22 protein-coding genes are annotated in these 18,552 nt (G+C 65.7%); 12 read left to right on the plus strand and 10 right to left on the minus strand.

From position 1 onward, the window contains the following. Nucleotides 1-5: 5 nt before the first annotated feature. From flgG to flgB, 6 genes are read right to left on the minus strand one after another with little or no spacing between them, the layout of a single operon-like run. Entirely contained in the window at nt 6-794 is a 789-nt protein-coding gene (gene flgG / locus GGQ88_RS15555) for a flagellar basal-body rod protein FlgG (protein WP_183614369.1), read from the minus strand. Between the two features lie 21 nt (nt 795-815). Beyond that, a complete protein-coding gene (locus GGQ88_RS15560; RefSeq protein WP_183614370.1) occupies nt 816-1,556 on the minus strand; it encodes a flagellar basal body rod protein FlgF in 741 nt (246 codons plus the stop codon). Between the two features lie 27 nt (nt 1,557-1,583). After that, nucleotides 1,584-2,411 (minus strand): flagellar hook-basal body complex protein, encoded by an 828-nt coding sequence (locus GGQ88_RS15565; RefSeq protein WP_183614371.1) that lies wholly within the window; start codon nt 2,409-2,411, stop codon nt 1,584-1,586. Nucleotides 2,412-2,427: 16 nt separating this feature from the next. After that, the gene (locus GGQ88_RS15570; protein ID WP_246386091.1) at nt 2,428-2,763 is read right to left on the minus strand and encodes a flagellar hook assembly protein FlgD; all 336 of its coding nucleotides are present in this window, start codon (nt 2,761-2,763) and stop codon (nt 2,428-2,430) included. Beyond that, on the minus strand, nt 2,760-3,170 hold the full coding sequence (gene flgC, locus GGQ88_RS15575; protein WP_183614373.1) for a flagellar basal body rod protein FlgC: 411 nt from the start codon (nt 3,168-3,170) through the stop codon (nt 2,760-2,762). The genes GGQ88_RS15570 and flgC overlap by 4 nt, the downstream gene beginning before the upstream one ends. Before the next feature lie 3 nt (nt 3,171-3,173). Further along, nucleotides 3,174-3,521 (minus strand): flagellar basal body rod protein FlgB, encoded by a 348-nt coding sequence (gene flgB, locus GGQ88_RS15580; RefSeq protein ID WP_183614374.1) that lies wholly within the window; start codon nt 3,519-3,521, stop codon nt 3,174-3,176. Between the two features lie 201 nt (nt 3,522-3,722). Here flgB and GGQ88_RS15585 point away from each other — a divergent pair, with 201 nt between their 5' ends. From GGQ88_RS15585 to GGQ88_RS15640, 12 genes are all read left to right on the plus strand, one after another. Next, nucleotides 3,723-4,400: a MotA/TolQ/ExbB proton channel family protein gene (locus GGQ88_RS15585; protein ID WP_183614375.1), complete on the plus strand. Its 678-nt coding sequence runs from the start codon at nt 3,723-3,725 to the stop codon at nt 4,398-4,400. Next, nucleotides 4,397-4,849 (plus strand): hypothetical protein, encoded by a 453-nt coding sequence (locus tag GGQ88_RS15590; protein ID WP_183614376.1) that lies wholly within the window; start codon nt 4,397-4,399, stop codon nt 4,847-4,849. The genes GGQ88_RS15585 and GGQ88_RS15590 overlap by 4 nt, the downstream gene beginning before the upstream one ends. A gap of 46 nt (nt 4,850-4,895) precedes the next feature. Next, the gene (locus GGQ88_RS15595) at nt 4,896-5,408 is read left to right on the plus strand and encodes a flagella basal body P-ring formation protein FlgA (RefSeq protein WP_183614377.1); all 513 of its coding nucleotides are present in this window, start codon (nt 4,896-4,898) and stop codon (nt 5,406-5,408) included. A gap of 108 nt (nt 5,409-5,516) precedes the next feature. Continuing rightward, nucleotides 5,517-5,816: a flagellar biosynthesis anti-sigma factor FlgM gene (gene flgM / locus GGQ88_RS15600; RefSeq protein ID WP_183614378.1), complete on the plus strand. Its 300-nt coding sequence runs from the start codon at nt 5,517-5,519 to the stop codon at nt 5,814-5,816. Then, nucleotides 5,816-6,172 (plus strand): flagellar protein FlgN, encoded by a 357-nt coding sequence (locus GGQ88_RS15605; RefSeq protein WP_246386095.1) that lies wholly within the window; start codon nt 5,816-5,818, stop codon nt 6,170-6,172. Before flgM ends, GGQ88_RS15605 begins: the two co-directional genes overlap by 1 nt. Nucleotides 6,173-6,241: 69 nt before the next feature. Then, complete coding sequence (locus GGQ88_RS15610) at nt 6,242-7,141, plus strand: lytic transglycosylase domain-containing protein (RefSeq protein ID WP_343057237.1); 900 nt, start codon at nt 6,242-6,244, stop codon at nt 7,139-7,141. Between the two features lie 3 nt (nt 7,142-7,144). Then, complete coding sequence (locus GGQ88_RS15615) at nt 7,145-9,241, plus strand: flagellar biosynthesis protein FlhA (protein ID WP_183614379.1); 2,097 nt, start codon at nt 7,145-7,147, stop codon at nt 9,239-9,241. Further along, nucleotides 9,238-9,972 (plus strand): sigma-70 family RNA polymerase sigma factor, encoded by a 735-nt coding sequence (locus GGQ88_RS15620; protein ID WP_183614380.1) that lies wholly within the window; start codon nt 9,238-9,240, stop codon nt 9,970-9,972. Before GGQ88_RS15615 ends, GGQ88_RS15620 begins: the two co-directional genes overlap by 4 nt. A gap of 66 nt (nt 9,973-10,038) precedes the next feature. Further along, a complete protein-coding gene (locus GGQ88_RS15625; protein ID WP_183614381.1) occupies nt 10,039-11,019 on the plus strand; it encodes an NAD(P)H-dependent flavin oxidoreductase in 981 nt (326 codons plus the stop codon). Between the two features lie 110 nt (nt 11,020-11,129). Continuing rightward, a complete protein-coding gene (locus GGQ88_RS15630) occupies nt 11,130-12,659 on the plus strand; it encodes an amidohydrolase family protein (RefSeq protein ID WP_221214706.1) in 1,530 nt (509 codons plus the stop codon). A 62-nt stretch (nt 12,660-12,721) separates the two neighbouring features. Continuing rightward, nucleotides 12,722-13,939, plus strand: coding sequence for an alanine racemase (gene alr, locus GGQ88_RS15635; RefSeq protein ID WP_183614382.1), 1,218 nt, complete (start codon nt 12,722-12,724; stop codon nt 13,937-13,939). Then, nucleotides 13,936-14,940, plus strand: a complete 1,005-nt coding sequence (locus tag GGQ88_RS15640; RefSeq protein WP_183614383.1) for a cyanophycinase — start codon at nt 13,936-13,938, stop codon at nt 14,938-14,940. The genes alr and GGQ88_RS15640 overlap by 4 nt, the downstream gene beginning before the upstream one ends. Here the strand turns inward: GGQ88_RS15640 and GGQ88_RS15645 are convergent. The 4 genes from GGQ88_RS15645 to GGQ88_RS15660 all read right to left on the minus strand — a co-directional run bounded on the left by GGQ88_RS15645 (nt 14,922) and on the right by GGQ88_RS15660 (nt 18,526). Continuing rightward, entirely contained in the window at nt 14,922-15,500 is a 579-nt protein-coding gene (locus tag GGQ88_RS15645; protein WP_183614384.1) for a hypothetical protein, read from the minus strand. The two genes, GGQ88_RS15640 and GGQ88_RS15645, sit on opposite strands and share 19 nt — an antisense overlap. Then, nucleotides 15,497-16,849: a sensor histidine kinase gene (locus GGQ88_RS15650; protein ID WP_183614385.1), complete on the minus strand. Its 1,353-nt coding sequence runs from the start codon at nt 16,847-16,849 to the stop codon at nt 15,497-15,499. The genes GGQ88_RS15645 and GGQ88_RS15650 overlap by 4 nt, the downstream gene beginning before the upstream one ends. Further along, nucleotides 16,846-17,532, minus strand: coding sequence for a response regulator transcription factor (locus tag GGQ88_RS15655; RefSeq protein WP_183614386.1), 687 nt, complete (start codon nt 17,530-17,532; stop codon nt 16,846-16,848). Before GGQ88_RS15655 ends, GGQ88_RS15650 begins: the two co-directional genes overlap by 4 nt. 91 nt (nt 17,533-17,623) lie before the next feature. After that, nucleotides 17,624-18,526, minus strand: a complete 903-nt coding sequence (locus GGQ88_RS15660) for an SH3 domain-containing protein (RefSeq protein WP_246386098.1) — start codon at nt 18,524-18,526, stop codon at nt 17,624-17,626. Nucleotides 18,527-18,552: the final 26 nt, after the last annotated feature.

Here is an 18,552-nt window from a genome sequence, read left to right on the forward strand (position 1 = left end):
GACAATCACAGGGTCTGGTTGGCGTTCTGGAGCATTTCGTCGACCGCCGAGATCACCTTGGAATTGATCTCGTAGGCGCGCTGCGCCTCGATCATGTCGACCAGTTCCTCGACGACGTTGACGTTGGAGGATTCAAGGTAGCCCTGCTGGATGTGGCCGCGCCCCTGTTCGCCCGCGACGCCGACTTGTGCCGCGCCTGAGGCTGCGGTCTCCTGAAGGAAATTGTCACCCATGGAACGCAGGCCGCCGGGGTTGGCGAAGCTGGCGATGGTCACTTGCCCCAACTCGGTCGGCTCGGTGGTTCCGGCGACCGTGGCCGAGACGGTGCCGTCCTGCGAGATGGTGATCGCGCTGGCGCCTTCTGGCACGGTGATCGCGGGGTTGAGCGGGTAGCCTTGTGCGGTGACCAGCGTGCCTTCGGCCGAGCGGCTGAAGTTGCCTGCACGGGTATAGCCGAGCTGGCCGCCCGGCATCGTCACCTGAAAATAGCCGTCGCCATCAAGCGCGAGGTCGAGCGCGTTGCCGGTGGTCTGCAGCGTGCCCTGCGTGTCGATCCGCGTGGTCGCCTGAAGCGCGACGCCGGTGCCCAGGTTCAGGCCGGTCGCATAAGCAGTTTCGTTCGAGGACTGCTGCCCGGCAACGCGGGTGTCCTGATAGGCGAGCGTGGCGAAGTTGGCGCGGTCGCGCTTGAACCCGGTCGTGCCGATATTGGCGAGGTTGTTGGCGATCACGCGCATCCGCGTGTCCTGCGCTTCGAGGCCAGTGCGGGCGACGTGGAGGGCTGAACTTGGCATGGGGGCTTACCTTTCCGGGGATCAGGAGATGCGCATCAGCGAGGCGCTGGATTCATCGATTTCCTTGGCCTGACCGACGACCTTGGTGCGGATGTCGAACAGGCGCTGGGCCTCGACCATCTCGACCAGAATGCGGGTGGGATCGACGTTGGACTGTTCGAGGCTGCCAACCGCCAGCTTGGCTTCTTCGTCCTGCGGCAGGACGCCGCCGCCGCTGACGCGGAATAGGCCGTCGAGGCCCTTTTCGATGCGGCTGCCGGTGGTCGAGGCGATCTTGATCCGCCCGACCAACTGCGGCGGCTGGGCAGGGTTTTCGGGATTGGCAACGCTGACGCCGCCGTCCGCCGAGATCGTGACCCTGGACCCGAGCGGCACGGTGATCGGCCCGCCTTCGCCGATAACCGGGCGGCCATCGCCGTTCTGGAGCACGCCGCCTGCACTGATCGCAAGGTCGCCACGCCGCGAATAGACTTCCGATCCGTCTTCCGCCTGAAGCGAAAGCATCGTGTCGCCGGTCAGCGAGACGTCGAGCGGATTGCCCGTCTCGATCAGCGAGCCTTGCGCCATCGAAGCGCCGCGCACTTCGCCATCGGTCATGGCGCGGGCTTCGAGGCTGGGACCTTTCAGTGTCATCGGCGTGGTCGTCAGCATCTCGGCGCGAAACCCGATGGTCTGGGCATTGGCCATGTTGCTGGCGATCACGCGCTGGCGCACGGTCGATCCGGTCATGCCGGAATAGGCAGTGTAGATCAGGCGGTCCATGGCACGGCTTTCAGGTTAGGTGCGCGATCAGTTCTGCAGCTGGATCACGGTCTGCGAGATCTGCGTGGCGGTATCGATCGCCTTGGCGTTTGCCTGAAAGTTGCGCTGCGCGGTGATCAGGCTGACCAGTTCTTCGGCGATGTCGACGTTCGAGCGTTCGAGCGCGCCCGAGAGCAGCGAGCCGTACTGGCCGGTGCTGGGCTGGCCGTAGCTGGCGGCTCCCGAAATGCCGGTCGTGACCCAGTTGGATGAACCGACCTGCTTGAGGCCCTGAGGCGCGATGAAGCTGGCGAGCGCGACCTTGCCGATGATCAGGTTCGAGCCATCGGCATAGGACGCGGTTACCGCGCCATCGTCGCCCACAGTGATGCCTGCAAATTCGATCGGGTTGCCGCTGGCATCGTTGCCGTTGGTGGCAGGAATCACCGCGTCCGTCGGCGTGGCCGAGGTGATCGTGCCAGTCGCGTCTGTCGGGAAGACCTGCAGGCGGTTGCCCGAACCATCACCGATATGACCGCTGCCATCGACCGTAAGGCTGCCGTTGCGGGTAAACAGGGTCTGGCCGGTGACGACGTTCTTGGTGGTGAAAAAGCCATCGCCGTTGATGGCGAGGTCGAGCGCGGAACCGGTCTGCTCGATCGGCCCGAGTGCGAAGTTCTGGCTGATCGATTCCACCGCAGCGCCGATGCCGACGACCAGCTTGGGGTTGGTGAAGGCGCTGCCGACGACGATGTCGGCAAATTCGGTGCGGCTCTTCTTGAAGCCTGTAGTCTCGGCGTTGGCTATGTTGTGGCTGATCACGCCGAGATCGGTCTGCGCGTTCTTGAGGCCGTTGAGCGAGGTATAGAAGGACATGGTTTGGAACTCCTGATCAGGCCGGGGTGGCGGAAGTTGAGGTGAGCTTGGCGACCGTGCTGTTCAGCGTGTCGAGCTTGGCCGAGATCTGCGCGAGTGTGTCGCCTTGCGCCGAGATCTTGCCGAGCGAGTCCTTCATGTCGTTCTGGGTCGAGAGCGAGGAGAACTGCGCGAGCTGGGCGAGCATCTGTGAGTTGTCGACCGGATCGGTAGGGTCCTGGTTGTTGAGCTGCGTGGTGAGCAGCTTGACGAAGTCCTCGGCGCCGAGGTTGCCCCAGCCCTGTCCGGCCTTGTCGGATGTCTTGGCACCGTTGACGCCGGTGGTTGCGGTTACAGAAGCAATCGACATCATTTCATCCTCATCGTTTCAAGCATCAGCTGCTTGGCGGTCTGCATGGCCTCGACCACGTTCTGATACTGACGCGAGCTTTCGAGCATCTCGACCATCTCGGCGTTTTCATCGACCGGGGCGGTCCACACATCGCCGTTCTCGTCGGCCAGGGGGTGACCGGGATCGTGCTGGCGGATCGGCGTGGCGTCGGAGCGCTGGACGCTAGAGACGCGCACGGTGGACAGGCCGTTGGCCTGATCGAGCTGTTCGGCGAAGACCGCGCGCAACGGGCGGTAGGCTTCGGCCTCGGACGAGGTGACAGTGCCCGCGTTGGCAAGGTTCGATGCCGCAGCGTTCATCCGCACGAGCTGCGCCGACATCGCGCGACCGGTGACCTGGAACAGGGTGAGGGGAGCTTGGGTCGGCATGGCTTATTCGCCCTTGATCGCGCGGGTGAGTGTTTCGACCCGCCCGCGCAGGAAGTTGAGCGTGGCCGAATAGCCCACTGCGTTTTCGGCAAAGGCAGTCTGCTCGGTCGACATCTCGACCGTGTTGCCATCGAGGCTGGGCATGACCGGCACGCGGTAGCGGGTGGCCGAGGTCAGCGCCTGATCGGTGCTCGCGCCGTTATTGCTGGCTTTCAGCGCGGCGGCGAAATCGATGTCCTTGGCCTTGTAGCCGGGGGTCGCTGCGTTCGCGATGTTGGACGTCAGCAGGCCCATGCGCTGCGAGCGCAGTTCCAGCGCCTTGCCATGGATACCGAACAGGGACTCACTCATCGTTTCATGCCTTTGGGGTTGCCAGAGGGATTGCTGCCGATGTTTCAGCAAGGGGCGTGCCAAGTGGCGGATTCAGCGGGATTGCCCTGGGATCGTGCTGAGCTGCGGCAAGTGTTTGCCGGGGGGCGGCAATTTGCAGGCGCGGGGGGCTGAATATATGCCGGATCGGACCGTTCTTTGGTGCAAGGAGTGCTTTGCCCCATGGAATTCAGCCCGTTGATCGACGGCATGTCCGCCACCATCGTGGTGGGCGGGACCGCGCTTGCCACGGTGCTGCGGTCAGGCCCGCGCGAGCTGGCAACGACCGGGCGGGCGCTTGCGGGGCTGTTCGCTCCGGTCTTTTCAGCCGAGCAATCGAAGGCCGGGCTTGCTGCGCAGGTCAACGCGATCCGCAAGGACGGGGTGCTGCGCGCCAGTCCGCGCGCGATCGGCGACAGGGAGTTCGACGAGGCGACCGACGCGATGATCCGGCTACGCTCGATCGATCCACTGATCGACCGCCATCACGCGCACCGCAAGCATCGCATGACTCAGGCCAACATCGCGGTGCGCACGCTGGCGCAGGCCGCCGAGCTGGGGCCGGTTTTCGGCATGGTGGGTACGCTGGTATCGCTCAGCCGACTGCCGGAAGCAGGGATCAACTCCGGCGCGCTCAACGGTGCGATCGGCATGGCGGTGGTGACGACGCTCTACGGGTTGCTGTTCGCCAATCTATTGCTTGCGCCACTCGCGCGCATGGTCGAGCGCCACGCCTTGGCCGAGGAGCAGGGGCGGCAGGACGTGATCGACTGGCTCTCGGCACAGCTGGAGCCGTCGTTGCCGCACAAGGTGCAGCCGTTGCGCGCGTCCGGGGCCTTGCGCGAAAAGATCCACGCATGATCGTGCGTACCGGGACCGGCTGGCAATATGCGCTGGCCGACCTTTCCTTGATCCTGTTCATGGTCACCGCCTCTGCCTTGGCGCAGGCGGGCGGGCCGAAGGCTGCGCTGCCGCCGCCTCCGCCATTGCCGCCGATTGCCGCTGCAATGCGAGCCGAGCCAGTGGCGGTGTGGAGCGCGGGGCGTGATGCGCCGCCGCTTGCGGACTGGCTGGGGCAAGTGGGGGCGGACTCGCGGCTGGAGGTGAGCGTCGTGGTGCGTTATGGCGCTGGCGCTGGCGCTGGCGGTGACGGCGGCGGGCGCGAGGCGGCGATGGCGCAGGCGGCACAGCTGGTGGCGGCGGGTGGAGCGAGGGCACGCGACGCGCGCATCCTGGTCGAACCGGGCGCGCGGACCGGCGCGAGCGTCTCGCTGACGTATGCGAGCGAGCTGGCCGCCTTGGCACGATGATTGCGTTGCTGGAGATCACAATCTCCATGATGCGGACAGTCTCTTGATGAAAACCCTATCTATCATCGTCGCTCTTGGCGCTTGCACTTTGGCCCCGGCGGCTGTGGCGCAGGTCTCGGGCTTCCACGATCTTGTCGCGATCGACGATGCGGTGGCGCGCTTTACCGGCGCCGGGATCGGCCGTCCGGGCGGGGCGAACCTGCCGGTCGATCGGCGCATGCGGCTGTCTCCGTGTCGTTCGGAGCTGAGCCTGTCATGGTACGGCGCGCGGCAGGACAATGTTCTAGTGCAGTGCCCCGATGCCGGTGGCTGGCGGCTGTTCGTTGCCGTATCCGGCAATGTCCGGCAAGGCACTGCCCCGGCCGAGCCGCCTGCGGTGGCACGAGGCGAGGCCGTGACCATCGCTGTCGAGGGTGACGGCTTTTCGGTTTCGCAATCGGGTGAGGCGATGGAAGCGGGCGCTGTCGGCGCGTGGATCCGGGTGCGAACCAGTGCCAAGGCGACCACAATGCGCGCACAGATTACGCGTCCGGGGCTGGTGGTCGTGCCCGTCGATTGATGACGGTTGCCGGTTTGCCATCCGACCCGGCAAAAATTTTCCGTATTGCCCCTTAAAGGCCACTTCAAAGCGCCGTTCTTGGATGCATGAAACGCGAGGAGCGTCACCATGTCGCCATTTGAAATCGGTGCATCACGGCCGGTCGGTGCGGTTCAGGTCAAGCCTGCAGCCACCCCCGCCCCGGTCGTTGCCAAAGTCGAAACGCAAGGCCCTGCGGTCACTGATGCCGGTTCTGCTGCGCAAGTCGAGCGATCGTCTGCGCTGGATGCCGGAGCCAAGCCTCCTGTCGATGCAGAGCGGGTGCAGGTCATCCGGCAGGCGATCGAGAGGGGCACCTATCCGGTTGTCCCCGCCAAGATCGCTGACGCCATGATTGCTGCCGGAATGCTGCTGAGGAACGCCTCCTGATGACAACCCTGTCCGCTGTCCGCCCGGAAACCGCCACCGATCTTCGCGATCAGCTTCGGCAGATGCTTGCCGTGCTGCAAGAGGAACGGCATGCACTTGCCGGGCTGGACCTGGACGTGATCATGGGCTGCGCGTCGAACAAGGCCGCGCTGTGCGGTACGCTGGCCGATGTGGACAGTGATCTGATCGACGAGGAATGCCGGGGTCTGCTCGATTCCGCGCGCCGCCTGAACGAGGCGAACCGCCGCGTGCGCAACCTGATCGCGGCCAATGTTTCATCGCGCCTTGATGCGCTGACCGGCACCACCCCGCTGTACCGCGCCAATGCGCAGGTCCACAGACTTCGGACAGCCTGAGCCATTTGGCACGGGCCTTGCTGAACACCTTCCGTGAAGTCGCCATCGTGCGACCGGAAGGGATGAAGCGTGAGCTCCTACGACGTTACCGGTATTCCCAAGGTCCCCGCCCGCCCGGTAGTACCGAGCGGTTCGCGGGCTGACGTGCGTGGCGCGATTGCAGGCGCGGCGCAGGCGACCGGCGCCGACTTCAATTACCTGATGGCGCAGGCCAAGCTCGAATCGAGCCTTGACCCGAGCGCTCGTGCGCGGACGTCGAGCGCCAGCGGGTTGTACCAGTTCACCGGCGATACCTGGCTGCGCACGCTCGACAAGCATGGTGTCGACCACGGCCTCGGCTGGGCGAGCGAGATGATCCAGGGCGGATCGGTCCGCGATCCCGCTGCACGCCAGCAATTGCTGGCAATGCGCTTCGATCCGCAGGTCTCCGCGCTGATGGCGGGTGAGCTTGCCAACGACAACAGCGCGTACCTCTCGGGCGTATTGGGCCGCCAGCCAGATCATGCCGAGTTGTATTTGGCGCACTTCTTCGGTGCCGACGGTGCGGCCAAGTTCCTGATCGCATTAGGCAACGATCCCGCACAAAGCGCAGCAGGGATACTGCCTGCTGCAGCGGCGGCCAATCGATCCACGTTTTATGACGCGAGCGGCAATGTGCGCTCGGTCGGCGATGTCATGGGGGTCATCCGTTCGCGAATGGCGGGTGCGAACGAGGGCGCGAGCAGCGACGACGTATTGCAATGGGCGGCCTCGATGGGCGCTTCGCCCGGAGCGATGCAGCCCCGGTTCGCCGGCGGCCCGATCGCGCAGGAATTCCAGCACGCGGCTGCCGGAAGCGGCAATGCGGTGCCGGTTCCGGCCACCTCGATGGCCGACACGCTGCGCCAGGCATTTTCATTGAACAATGGTGGCGCGGTTCCTGCACATGTCCGCCAGGCCTATGGCCGCCTCTCGGCGCTGGGGCTCTAAGCGATGCTCAAGCGCCTCGGCAATCCTGCCGCCTTTGCCCTGCCCGCCGGTGTCCTGACGCTGATCGTGCTGATGGTCGTGCCGATCCCGGCGTTCATGCTCGACGTGTTCTTCGTGCTGAACATCGCGCTTTCGGTCGCGATCCTGATGGCGGCGATGAACGCGGAAAAGCCGCTGGATTTCTCCTCTTTCCCTTCCGTGCTGCTGTTCGCAACGCTGCTGCGGCTCGCGCTCAACGTGGCATCGACGCGCATCGTGCTGGTCAACGGCCACGAAGGCGGCGCGGCTGCAGGCCATGTGATCGAGGCGTTCGGCGAGTTCCTGATCGGCGGCAACTTCGCGGTCGGCCTGTTCGTGTTCATGATCCTGATGATCATCAACATGATCGTGGTGACCAAGGGCGCCGGGCGCGTGTCGGAAGTTTCGGCGCGGTTCACACTCGATGCCTTGCCCGGCAAGCAGATGGCGATCGACGCCGATCTGGCGGCGGGCCTGATGACCGGCGACGAGGCCAAGGCACGCCGCCGTGAAGTGGCGACAGAGGCCGATTTCTACGGTTCGATGGATGGTTCGTCCAAGTTCGTGAAGGGCGACGCGATTGCCGCGTTGCTGATCCTGGGGGTCAACATCATCGCGGGCTTCTGCCTGGGCATGATCACTCACGGGCTGACCGCCGCCCAATCGGCGCAGTTCTATATCACGTTGGCGGTGGGCGACGCGCTGGTGGCGCAGGTACCCTCGCTGCTGCTGTCGATCGCGGCTGCCGTCATCGTCACGCGGGTTTCGGACAGCCGCAACCTGACCGGACAGATCAGCGGGCAGTTTTCCAATCCCGCCATCTGGTTGCCGGTGACGATCGTGATGAGCGCCGTCGCGGTGATCCCGGCGATGCCGCAGACTGTTTTCATGCCCGCCGCCGGGCTTTCGGGCTGGCTGTGGTGGACGCTGAAGAAGCGTGCTGCCCGTCCTGTCCCGGTCGTGATCGAAGCAGTGGAAGCGGTCGATCCGGGCCGCATCCTGCTCGACGAGGTCAGCGACCAAACACTGGTCACGGTCGAGATGGGCTATGGCCTGATCCATCTGGTCGATGAGCGGCGCGGGTCGCCGCTGGTCGCGCGGATCACCGGGGTGCGCAAGCAGTTGAGCCAGCAGTTCGGCTTCATCGTGCCGCAGTTCCGGGTGCGAGACTCGCTCGAACTCGGCCCCAACTCCTACCGCATCCTGCTGGGCGGCGTGCCCATCGGCATTGCCGAAATGCGCCCCGACAAGGTACTGGCAATCGACGCTGGCGAGGCCAGCGCCGACCACGGCTTGCGCGGCGAAAAGACCCGCGACCCGAGTTTCGGCTGTCCTGCGATCTGGATCGAGGCGGCGCAGCGCGACCTTGCCATCGCCGAGGGCTTCCTGACGGTCGATGCTAGCACGGTCATCGCGACGCACATCAATCAGGTACTGGGCGACCGGCCATCGGCACTGCTGGGGCCGGACGAGGTCAAGGCGATTCTCGATGCGGTCAAGGAGCGGTCAGCCGGACTGGTCGAGACGATCCACCCGCAGCCCATGTCGTTGGGCGCGCTCACCCGCCTGTTCCACGCGCTGCTGGATGACGGCATCTCCATCGCGCATCCGCTGCCGATCCTGTCGGCGCTGAGCCAGGCACTGCAGCAGACGACCGATCACGAACGGCTGGTGGACATGCTGCGTGCCGATCTTGGCGAGATGATCGTCGGGCGCATCTGCATGGCCGCCGACCGGCTGCCGGTGGTCACGCTCGAAGCGGGGCTGGAGCAGATGATCGTTGGCGGAATGCACGATCCTGCGACCGGGCAGCCCGTGATCGAGCCCGATCTGGCGCGTGGCATCGGCGAGCGCATCACTGGGATAATTGCCGAACGCGGGCCAGGAGCGCCGCCGATCGCGCTGATCGTTCAGCCGCGTGCGCGGCGTCCGCTCGCCGCATTGCTGCGCCTGCGCGCGCCGCAATGCCTGGTGCTGTCAATATCCGAACTGCCGCCATCACAGCCGATCGAGGTGATCGAAGTGATCGGTGGCGAAGCGCCCGAACAACCAGTCCCGACTCTTGAGGGAATAGCTGCATGAAACACGATCCGCGCGGGTTTGCCGCCGCACAGGCCTATCGCAAGGACGAGGCCGCCGACCGCATCCGCAGGTTTCTGCCGATGGTGAAGCGGCTGGCGTGGCACGTCCACGGGTCGGGCCGCTCGGGCATCGAGATGGAGGACCTGATCCAGTCTGGCCTTGTCGCGCTGACCGAATGTGCACAGCGCCATTCGGGGCCGACCGAAGACGGTTTTGCGGCTTACGCCAAGCTGCGCGTACGCGGGGCGATGGTCGATCTGGTGCGACGCTCGACGCCGTTGTCGCGCTCGGCCACCGAGCGACGGCGGGCCTTGCGCGAGAAAACTTCGACGCTGACGGCGGAACTTGGCCGGCCGCCCAACGACGCGGAACTTGCAGCCGCGATGGGCTTGAGCGAGCGTGAGCTGGGCGATCAGCGCGCCGCAGATGAGCCGATGCGCTTCGAACACATCGACGAGGCCTATTCGGACAGCAACAGTGCCTTCGCCGACGATCGCCCCGACAGCTTCGAGGTGCTCGCCGATCAGGAAATGCGCGGGGCGGTGGCGGGGGCGATCGGCGAATTGCCCGAGCGGTTGCAGATGATCATCCAGCTCTATTTCGTCGAGGAACTCAACCTTGCCGAGATCGCCGAAGTGTTGGGCGTAAGCATCCCGCGCGTACACCAGCTGAAGGCGCAGGCGCTGGAGAAGCTGAGAGCCGGGCTGGGCGAGGGGTACGATATTTTGTGAGGCGTGACGCTTGCCAAGACTTTGATGCCGGTTTAGCCGACCAGTTAAGGTTTGGGGAGAAGCGGCATGGCGTTCACGACACGGATTACGCAGATGCTCGGGATCGAGCATCCGATCGTGCAAGGCGGCATGATGAATGTCGGCTATGCAGAGCTGGCGGCGGCGGTGTCCGAAGCGGGAGGGCTTGGCATCATCACCGCGCTGACGCAGCCAACGCCCGACAAACTGCGCGAGGAAATCGAGCGGACGCGGGCGCTGACGTCCAAGCCGTTCGGGGTCAACATGACCGTGTTCCCGACGATCAATTCGCCCGACTACAAGGCTTATGCGCAGGCGATCATCGACAGCGGGGTCAAGATCCTTGAAACCGCCGGCACGCAAGCCGTGCGCGAGATCTGGGAGATGGTGAAGCCCCATGGCGTGACGGTGCTGCACAAGTGCACCGCCGTGCGCCACGCGCTGTCGGCAGAGCGCGCGGGCTGCGACATCGTTTCGATCGACGGCTTCGAATGCGCAGGGCATCCGGGTGAGGACGATATTCCGGGCCTGATCCTGATTCCGGCGGCGGCGGACCAGGTGAAGATACCCCTGCTGGCCTCGGGCGGATTCGGCGACGGGCGCGGGCTGGTTGCGGCGCTTTCGCTTGGCGCGGAAGGCATCAACATGGGCACGCGGTTCTGCGCGACGGTCGAGGCGCCGATCCACGACAATGTGAAGCAGGCCTACTTGGACAACGACGAGCGCGGCAGTTTCCTGATCTTCCGCAACTTCAAGAACACTGCGCGGGTGGGGCGCAGCGCGGTTTCGGAAGAGGTCGTGCGCCGTCTGGCGCAGCCCGATGCGAAGTTCGAGGACGTGGCCGAACTGGTCAACGGGCGCGCGGGCAAGCAGTTGCTCGAGACAGGCGACATGTCGCAGGGCGTGTTCTGGGCGGGCATGGTGCAGGGGTTGATCCACGACGTGCCGACCTGCGCTGAGTTGATCGAGCGGATCATCGGCGACGCAGAGGCGATCGTCAGGCAGCGGCTGGGCGGTTTCCTGAGCTGATCACAACAAAAATTTTGGGATTGATGCCAGCGGGTTAGGATCTGTTGACGACGGACGTGCGCTTGCATTGCGCGATGTGACGATTTCAGTTGGGCGCAGGAGGACTTCTTGTGCGCAACCTGAAATCGAAGCGGCTCGGGTTTGTGAGCCTTGTTGCCGTGTTGCTGGCTAATCCGGCGCTGGCATCGACGCTGATCACCGGAGCGACGGTGTACGACGGGTCGGGCGCGGCGGGCAGGCAGGCGTCGGTCAGGGTGGACGGTGATCGCATCGTTGCTGTCGGCAAGCTGAGGCCACGCAAGGGCGAGGGGGTGATTGCGGGCGATGGGCTGGTGCTCGCGCCCGGATTCATCGATGCGCACAGCCACCACGATCGCGGCGACTACGCCGACCGCTCGATGCCGCTGCTGCTGGCGCAAGGGGTGACGACGATCGTCATCGGGCAGGATGGCGAGAGCGCGGGGGCGTTTGCAGAGCTGGCGGGCAAGTTTGCGCAGCGCCCGGCGGCGATCAACGTGGCGTCGTACACCGGGCACGGGCACTTGCGCGACGTGGTGATGGGCAAGGACTACAAGCGCACCGCAACGGCTGCCGAAGTTGCCACGATGCAGGGGCTGCTGGCTGCCGACATCGAGGCGGGGTCGCTGGGACTTTCGACGGGGCTGGAGTACGATCCGGGGATCTATTCGGCCCATGAAGAGCTGCTGTCGCTAGCGCGGACGGCGGCGGCGGGTGGTGGACGCTACATCAGCCACATGCGCAACGAGGACGTGACGTTCGACGCGGCGCTGGATGAACTGCTCGACCTTGGCGAGAAGACCGGAATTCCGGTGCAGGTCTCGCACATGAAGCTGGGGCTGGTCGATCGCTGGGGCGGGGCAAAGGCGGTGCTGGCCAAGCTCGACGCGGCCCGCGCGCGCGGGATCAAGGTGACCGCGGACGTCTATCCATACGAATACTGGCAATCGACGCTGACCGTGCTGTTTCCCAAGCGCGACTTCACCGATCTGGCGGCGGCGCGCTATGCCTTGCAGCACCTGACCACGCCCGAGGGCATGTTGCTCGGGTTTTACGCGCCCGATCCGTCGCTGGTGGGCAAGACGATTGCCCAAGTGGCGGCGGCGCGGGGTGAGGACCCGGCAGTGACGTATCTGTCGCTGATCCAGGTGGCCGAGGCGTGGAAGCTGGCGAACCCCGACAAGGGCCGCGCCGAGGCGGTGATCGGGACCGCGATGGACCCGCGTGACGTGGCCGACTTCATCGCCTGGGACCACAGCGTGATCTGTTCGGACGGAATGATCGGATCGCGCCATCCGCGCGGCGCGGGCGCGTTCGCCAAGATCCTGCGGCTCTATGTGCGTGACCAGAAGCGGCTGACGCTGGCGCAGGCGATCCACAAGATGACCGCGCAAACCGCCGAGCAACTCGGGATTGCGGGGCGCGGGCTGATCCGCAAGGGCTTCAGCGCGGATCTGGTGCTGTTCGATCCCGACGCGGTGACCGACAATGCCACGGTCGAAGCCCCGGGTGCGATGGCGCAGGGCGTGGCGATGGTCATGGTCAATGGCGTGGTCGTGGCGGACAAGAGTGGGGCCATGGCGTCCTATCCCGGCAGGTTCCTGCGGCGGGGCGTGCAGTGATGCAGCGGCGGGCGTTTCTGGGTGGGGGGGCGGGGCTAGTTAGTTTGGCCGCCAGTCGCGCGGTGGCGGCACCCATCCTGTCGTCGACGAACTACGGGCTTACCCCCGCTAAAGCCGCGCGGGGCAATGGCTGGATCGAGGTGGATGCAGCGGCTTTCGAGGCCAATATCGATGCAGTGCGTGCCGACATCGGGACGGCACGGCTGGCGGCGGTGATGAAGGCCGATGCTTATGGCAATGGCATCGCGTTGTTGATCCCTTCGATCATTGCGAAGCGCGTGACCGACGTCGCAATCACCTCGAACGAGGAAGCGCGGGTTGCACGTGCGCTGGGCTATCGCGGACGGCTGTTGCGCATCCGGACGGCGACGTCCGAGGAAATGGAGGACGGGTTCCGCTTCGGGGTCGAGGAGACTGTGGGCAATCCCGAGGTGGCCGCGCGGCTGGAGCAGATGTGGCGCAAACGGTCGCCCAAGCGGCGGTTACCGGTGCATCTGGCGCTGAACGCGGGCGGCATGTCGCGCAACGGGGTCGAGCTCTCGACGCCTTATGGCAAAGCCGAGGCACGTGCTTTGCTTGGGCATCCGTCGCTGCACATTGTGGGCGCGATGACGCATTATCCAAGCGAGGAAGAGGGCGATATCCTCGGCCAGCTTGCGCGGTATCACGAGGATCTGGCGTGGTTGCAGGGCGAGGGTCTGACGACGGCGGGGCTGGTGCGGCATACCGCGAATACGTTCGCGACGGTGAAACATCCGGCGACGCGGCTCGACATGGTGCGCGTCGGCGGGGCGATCTATGGCGATCCGGGGTCGGTCAAGACAGAGCGCTTCGTGCAGACGATGTCGATCAAGTCGCGCGTGGCTGCGGTCAATCATTACCCGGCGGGGCAGACGGTGGCCTATGACCGGACGTACCGGCTGGAGCGGGAGAGCTGGCTGGCGAACATTCCGCTCGGCTATTCGGACGGCTACCGGCGCGGCTTCAGCCATGCCAACCGGCCCGAGTTTGCAGCTGAGGGGCGCAATCGCAGCGAAGTGCTGATCGGGGCCGCGCGGTTCCCGATCGTCGGGCGGGTGACGATGAACACGCTGATGGTGGATGTGACCGGCATGCAGGACAAGGTGCGGCTCGACGACGAGGTGGTGCTGTTCGGTGCGCAGGGGGCGGCGCGGATTGCGCAAGCCGAGTTCGAGGCGAACGGTTCGGCCTATGCGCCCGAGATGCTGGCTGTGCTGGGGGCGACTTTGCCACGCGTGCTAAAGGAGCGGGCGCGATGATCTTGCGGCTATGGGTCGCGTTGCTGGCACTGCTCATGCCGCTGGCCGCGCATGCCACGCCCGACGGCTATACGCGCTATTTCATCGGCGATCGCGCCGCGCCGACCCCGGGTAAACGCGCGCCGGGGTTGTTGCTGTCGGGCGGCGGCGACTGGGACCTAGGCGCGTTCCGGTGGTTTACGGCCAAGGCGGGGCACGGACACATCGTGCTGCTGCGCGCGTCGCAGGGGCCGGAACTGGGTGAGGAGTTCATGAACGTCGTTGGCGGGGTTGCCTCGGTCGAGACGTTCGTGTTCGACGACCGCAAGGCCGCTTACGATCCGCGCATCCTTTCGGCGCTGGAGAAGGCCGATGGCGTGTTTCTGGCAGGGGGTGATCAGTCGCGCTATGTCCGGTTCTGGCAGGCCACGCCGCTGTCCGCGCTGATCGACAGGCTGGCGAAGGATCGCCCGATCGGGGGCACGAGCGCAGGGTTGGCGATCATGGGCTGGAACGGCTACGGCGCGTTCGGCGATGACGGGATCACTACGCCCGAGGCGCTGGCCAATCCGGTCGGGCCAGCGGTCACGGTCGTGGGCGATTTCCTGCACCTGCCGCACATGCAGCGGATATTCACGGACTCCCATTTCATGATCCGCAATCGGATGGGGCGGCTGATCGCGTTTCTGGCCAAGGTGCGGATGACGGGTTCGCGAACGGTGGTTGGGCTGGGTGTCGACGAGAAGGCGTCGTTGGTGGTCGAGGCCGATGGCATGGCGCGGTTGATGGCACCTGCTGGGACTTATGCCTGGCTGGTCGAGCCATCGGGCTTACCGGCAAAGGCGCAGCTGGGCGAGCCGCTGGATTATCCGGCGGTGCGCATCACCGGGATCGGTCCAGGTAGTGCCATCGACTTGCGCCGTCTGAAGGTCTCAGGCGCTGCATTCTCGGGCGTCGCGAAAGTCAGCGGCGGGGTGCTTACTGGAGTTCCGGTGCCGCCCGCTCAGTCGATCACGAGGTAGTATCCTGCCGAGGCATCGGTCGGATTGCGCAGGACGATCTCGAAGCGGCCGCTGTAGAGCGGGGTCCACGTGCACTGGCGGTTGCGCGCCTTGGCGGGCGGGCAGACCGGCTTTGCCTCGCCGTCGAGCACGGTGAAGTCGAGGCCTTCCTGTCCGGGCGTGGCGACGGCAACGCGCGCGGCGCGGCCGCCGTCGAACAGTTGCGGCAGGCGGACGGTAGAGCCGGGGTTCAGCATTCCGGATTTGTAGGCTGGGCCGAGCACGCGACCACGATAGGGCGGGGTCTGCGGCATTTCTGCCTTGGCGCGCCAGCTTGCGAGCGGATCAGCAATGCCCTCGGCCGGATGGGCGCCGAGGCTATCGAGCGCGGCGAGATACTGGCCGAGGCGGCGGGGATTGTCCTGCGCTGCGTCGGCTTGCGCCAACAGTTGCGCGACGGCTCCGGTCGGCTCCATCGGATCGTAGGTGATTGCGACGGCAGGGGCTTCGGTGGGCTTCATCGCGCAGCTGCCCGCAAGTGAGGCGGCAAGGCAGGCGAGCAGTGTTGCGGATGGCTTCATGGGGCAGGCTCCAGGATGAATTGTGCGCCGCGCGGGGCATCGCCGAGGCGCAGGACAAGGCCGTGGCGTTCGGCGATGGCGCGTGACAGGGCGAGGCCCAGTCCGTGACCGGGGCGGTCACCGGGGGCGGTGGCGCGGACGAAGCGTTCGAAGATGCGATCGCGCTGGTCGTGCGGTATGCCGGGGCCGTCATCCTCGATGACAATGCGCGGACCATGGGTCAGCGTCAGGCGGATCTGGCCGTCCTCGGGCACGTATTTGATCGCGTTGTCGAGCAGGTTGGAGAGCAGGCGGGTGATCTGCATCCGCTCGCCCAGCAAGGTGACGCCGGGGGCTATGGCGGTGACAAGGGTTAGCCCCGCGTCTTCAGCGCTGTCCTCGTAAAGATCGGCGAGGGAAGTGACGAGCGCGGTGAGATCGAATTCGGCAAGGCCTGCCAGCTCACCGCGGCGACTTTCGGCAGAGGCGATATCGAGCAGCGAATCCAGCATCGAGGTGATCCCGCGAATGTCGTCACGCGATTCACCGATCGGGCCGCCGGGGGCTTCGGGATGGTCGCGCATGGCTTCGCCCAGGCGGCTGTCGAGGTGCATCAGCGGGGTGCGGACCTCGTGCGCAACGTGTTCGGAGACCTGCTTGTAGGCCTTGAGCAACTGGGCCTGGCGCGCCAGCAGGCGCGCGCCGTGGCTGGCCATTTCGTCGATCTCGTCGCCGCCCCGCCTGCGCGTCGGGAAATTTGCCGCGCGTCCGTCTGCTGCTGCGCCGAGCGCGGCGTTGACCGCATCCATGCGCCGGGCGAGGTGGCGTGCGGTCACCCATGCGACGAGCGCAACTGCGCCCACGATGCCCGCGCCTACGCCAAGAAATACGGCCGACAGCACCAGCAGGGCTGCGTGATCGCGATCGTATTCGCGCGCGACCAGCAGTTGCAGATCTGGGGCCAGTTTCGCGCCTTGCGCGTAGACTTGCGTGCCATCGGCCAGCGTCACATAGCCTTCTTCGGACAGCGCAGCGCTAAGTGCGGGCCAACGGGTGATATCGCCCGAAATCCTGCGTCCTGCCCCGTCGGCGACGAGGTAGTGCGAGCGCCGTCCTTCGAGGCTTACGACGTCCTGCCGGTCATCAATCCGGCGCAGCAGTTCGGCGCGCCCCGCGGTGGCATAGATGTCGATCAGGCCGGCAACGTCGGTCGAGACCGTGGCCGACAGCGCGTTGCGCGTCTGGCCGCGTATGGTGATCGTGGTGACCGCAAACAGCACGGCGACGGCGACCATTGCGATCAGGATCGACGCGACCGTGACCTGTCCGAAGATCGAGCGTCCACGCGTGCGGTGAGAGCGTGGGCTCATTCGCCTCTCGTCAGGCGATATCCCGCGCCCCAGATCGTTTCGAGCGCCGGGGCGGTGAAGCCTTCTTCCAGCTTGCGGCGCAGGCGTCCGATGTTGACATCGACGACGTTGGTCTGGGGATCGAAGTTCATGTTCCACACATCGCGCAGCAGCATTTCGCGCGTAACGGTTTCGCCTGCGTTCTCCATGAAATAGCGGAACAGCGCGAATTCCCGCGGCGACAGCGGGATGTGCCGGCCACTGCGGAAGGCGGTGCGCGCCTTTACGTGACATTCGAAGCTGCCGAAGATGATTACCGCGCCGTGGACCTTGCCCGCCGAGCGCCGGTGCAGCGCGTGGAGGCGGGCGACCAGTTCCTGCGGTTCGTATGGCTTGGCAAGGTAATCGTCGACGCCGGCATCGAGACCTTCGATACGGTTTTCGCTGCGGCCAAGTGCCGATAGCATCAGAACGGGGGTGCCGACGCCTGCCGAGCGCAGGCGCGAGACGATGGTCAGGCCGTCGATGTCGGGCAGCATACGGTCGAGGATGATGACGTCGAACGGTTCGGCCCCGGCGCGCTGCAGACCACCAGTGCCGGTCTGCTCCCAGGCGAGGCGATCGCCATCGCTGGCCAGCAGGACGCGGACCGCTTCGGCGGCGCGGGGATCGTCCTCGACATACAGAATATTGAGATCGCCCAAGTCAGTAGCCCCCCGGCATGTCGCTGGCTGCGGCAAGACCGCCCGGCGCAATCATTTCACGCCGGGCGGTCTGCTTGCAACCGTTCAGTTGTCAGCGCAGATCTTCGACCGAGACCCAGCCCTTGGTGCCGAAGCTGTCCTGGACCTCGATAAACAGGCCATTGCGCTGGCCGGTGGTGGTGAGGGCGGTACCGGCCCGGACGGTGCGAAGACTTGCCGACTTGGCGTCGGGGCTGCCGAGCATCTTGGTATCGACGGCGGTGGTGGCCGAAGCCGATGCGGCGGCGGCTGGCGCAGCGGCAGGTGCCATCGAGGCAAGCGCGGGGCCCTGAGCCGAGACCGCGTTGAACGCCTTGATGAAGGCTTCGATCAGCATCTGGCCGTCCTTGCTGCTGGCGTAGGCCGCGCCGGTCGCGCCATTGGCGACTGCACCGATCGTGCCGCCTGCGCCACCGAACGAGATCGAGGTCTTCTTAACCTCGCCCGCGCCTGAAGCGACGGTCTGGCCGGAGGAGGGGCTGATCAGCTTGATTCCGGCGGCGACGACCTTCTTTTTGCCGCCCAGACCGCCGAACATGCCGAGCATGGATGCGCCGCCGGGCAGGCCGCGCATCAGGCCGCTGGCCGCGCCCGAGCGGACGAGGCCCTCCATCGCGACGCCCTTGGCGGTCTCGATCGACTTGTCGACTTCTTCCTTGTCGCCCGCGATCACGTTCATCAGGAACGAGGCGGGCTTGCCGGTTGCGGTGTTGTGGATGGTGAAGCAGCCGGATTCGGTAGCGAGGGCCGCGATCAGTTCGCGCGGGGAGGACAGGCCGTACTTGGTCCAGCCTTGCGTATCGCCATCGACCAGCGCGACCGAGCCGTAGCTGGCGGCGCACTTGTTGAGTGTGACCGGCGGCTCCTTGTCGGCGGCGCTGGCGGCCGTGGGAACGCCGCCGAGCATGGCGGCAGCAAGCGCGAAGCTGGCGATGAACTTGATGTTGCGGAACATGGTTGGCACCCCTCGAAGACTTCCCG

The sequence above is a fragment of the Novosphingobium hassiacum genome (assembly GCF_014196055.1).
GTDB classification, from domain to species: Bacteria; Pseudomonadota; Alphaproteobacteria; order Sphingomonadales; family Sphingomonadaceae; genus Novosphingobium; species Novosphingobium hassiacum.

Coding starts and splice junctions, on each gene's coding strand:
- GGQ88_RS15625 (WP_183614381.1), top strand. CDS start 10,039: ATGGCGTTCACGACACGGATTACGCAGATGCTCGGGATCGAGCATCCG.
- GGQ88_RS15620 (WP_183614380.1), top strand. CDS start 9,238: ATGAAACACGATCCGCGCGGGTTTGCCGCCGCACAGGCCTATCGCAAG.
- GGQ88_RS15605 (WP_246386095.1), top strand. CDS start 5,816: ATGACAACCCTGTCCGCTGTCCGCCCGGAAACCGCCACCGATCTTCGC.
- GGQ88_RS15595 (WP_183614377.1), top strand. CDS start 4,896: ATGAAAACCCTATCTATCATCGTCGCTCTTGGCGCTTGCACTTTGGCC.
- GGQ88_RS15615 (WP_183614379.1), top strand. CDS start 7,145: ATGCTCAAGCGCCTCGGCAATCCTGCCGCCTTTGCCCTGCCCGCCGGT.
- GGQ88_RS15560 (WP_183614370.1), bottom strand. CDS start 1,556: ATGGACCGCCTGATCTACACTGCCTATTCCGGCATGACCGGATCGACC.
- GGQ88_RS15565 (WP_183614371.1), bottom strand. CDS start 2,411: ATGTCCTTCTATACCTCGCTCAACGGCCTCAAGAACGCGCAGACCGAT.
- flgM (WP_183614378.1), top strand. CDS start 5,517: ATGTCGCCATTTGAAATCGGTGCATCACGGCCGGTCGGTGCGGTTCAG.
- GGQ88_RS15645 (WP_183614384.1), bottom strand. CDS start 15,500: ATGAAGCCATCCGCAACACTGCTCGCCTGCCTTGCCGCCTCACTTGCG.
- GGQ88_RS15585 (WP_183614375.1), top strand. CDS start 3,723: ATGGAATTCAGCCCGTTGATCGACGGCATGTCCGCCACCATCGTGGTG.
- GGQ88_RS15650 (WP_183614385.1), bottom strand. CDS start 16,849: ATGAGCCCACGCTCTCACCGCACGCGTGGACGCTCGATCTTCGGACAG.
- GGQ88_RS15590 (WP_183614376.1), top strand. CDS start 4,397: ATGATCGTGCGTACCGGGACCGGCTGGCAATATGCGCTGGCCGACCTT.
- flgG (WP_183614369.1), bottom strand. CDS start 794: ATGCCAAGTTCAGCCCTCCACGTCGCCCGCACTGGCCTCGAAGCGCAG.
- flgB (WP_183614374.1), bottom strand. CDS start 3,521: ATGAGTGAGTCCCTGTTCGGTATCCATGGCAAGGCGCTGGAACTGCGC.
- GGQ88_RS15660 (WP_246386098.1), bottom strand. CDS start 18,526: ATGTTCCGCAACATCAAGTTCATCGCCAGCTTCGCGCTTGCTGCCGCC.
- GGQ88_RS15640 (WP_183614383.1), top strand. CDS start 13,936: ATGATCTTGCGGCTATGGGTCGCGTTGCTGGCACTGCTCATGCCGCTG.
- flgC (WP_183614373.1), bottom strand. CDS start 3,170: ATGCCGACCCAAGCTCCCCTCACCCTGTTCCAGGTCACCGGTCGCGCG.
- GGQ88_RS15570 (WP_246386091.1), bottom strand. CDS start 2,763: ATGATGTCGATTGCTTCTGTAACCGCAACCACCGGCGTCAACGGTGCC.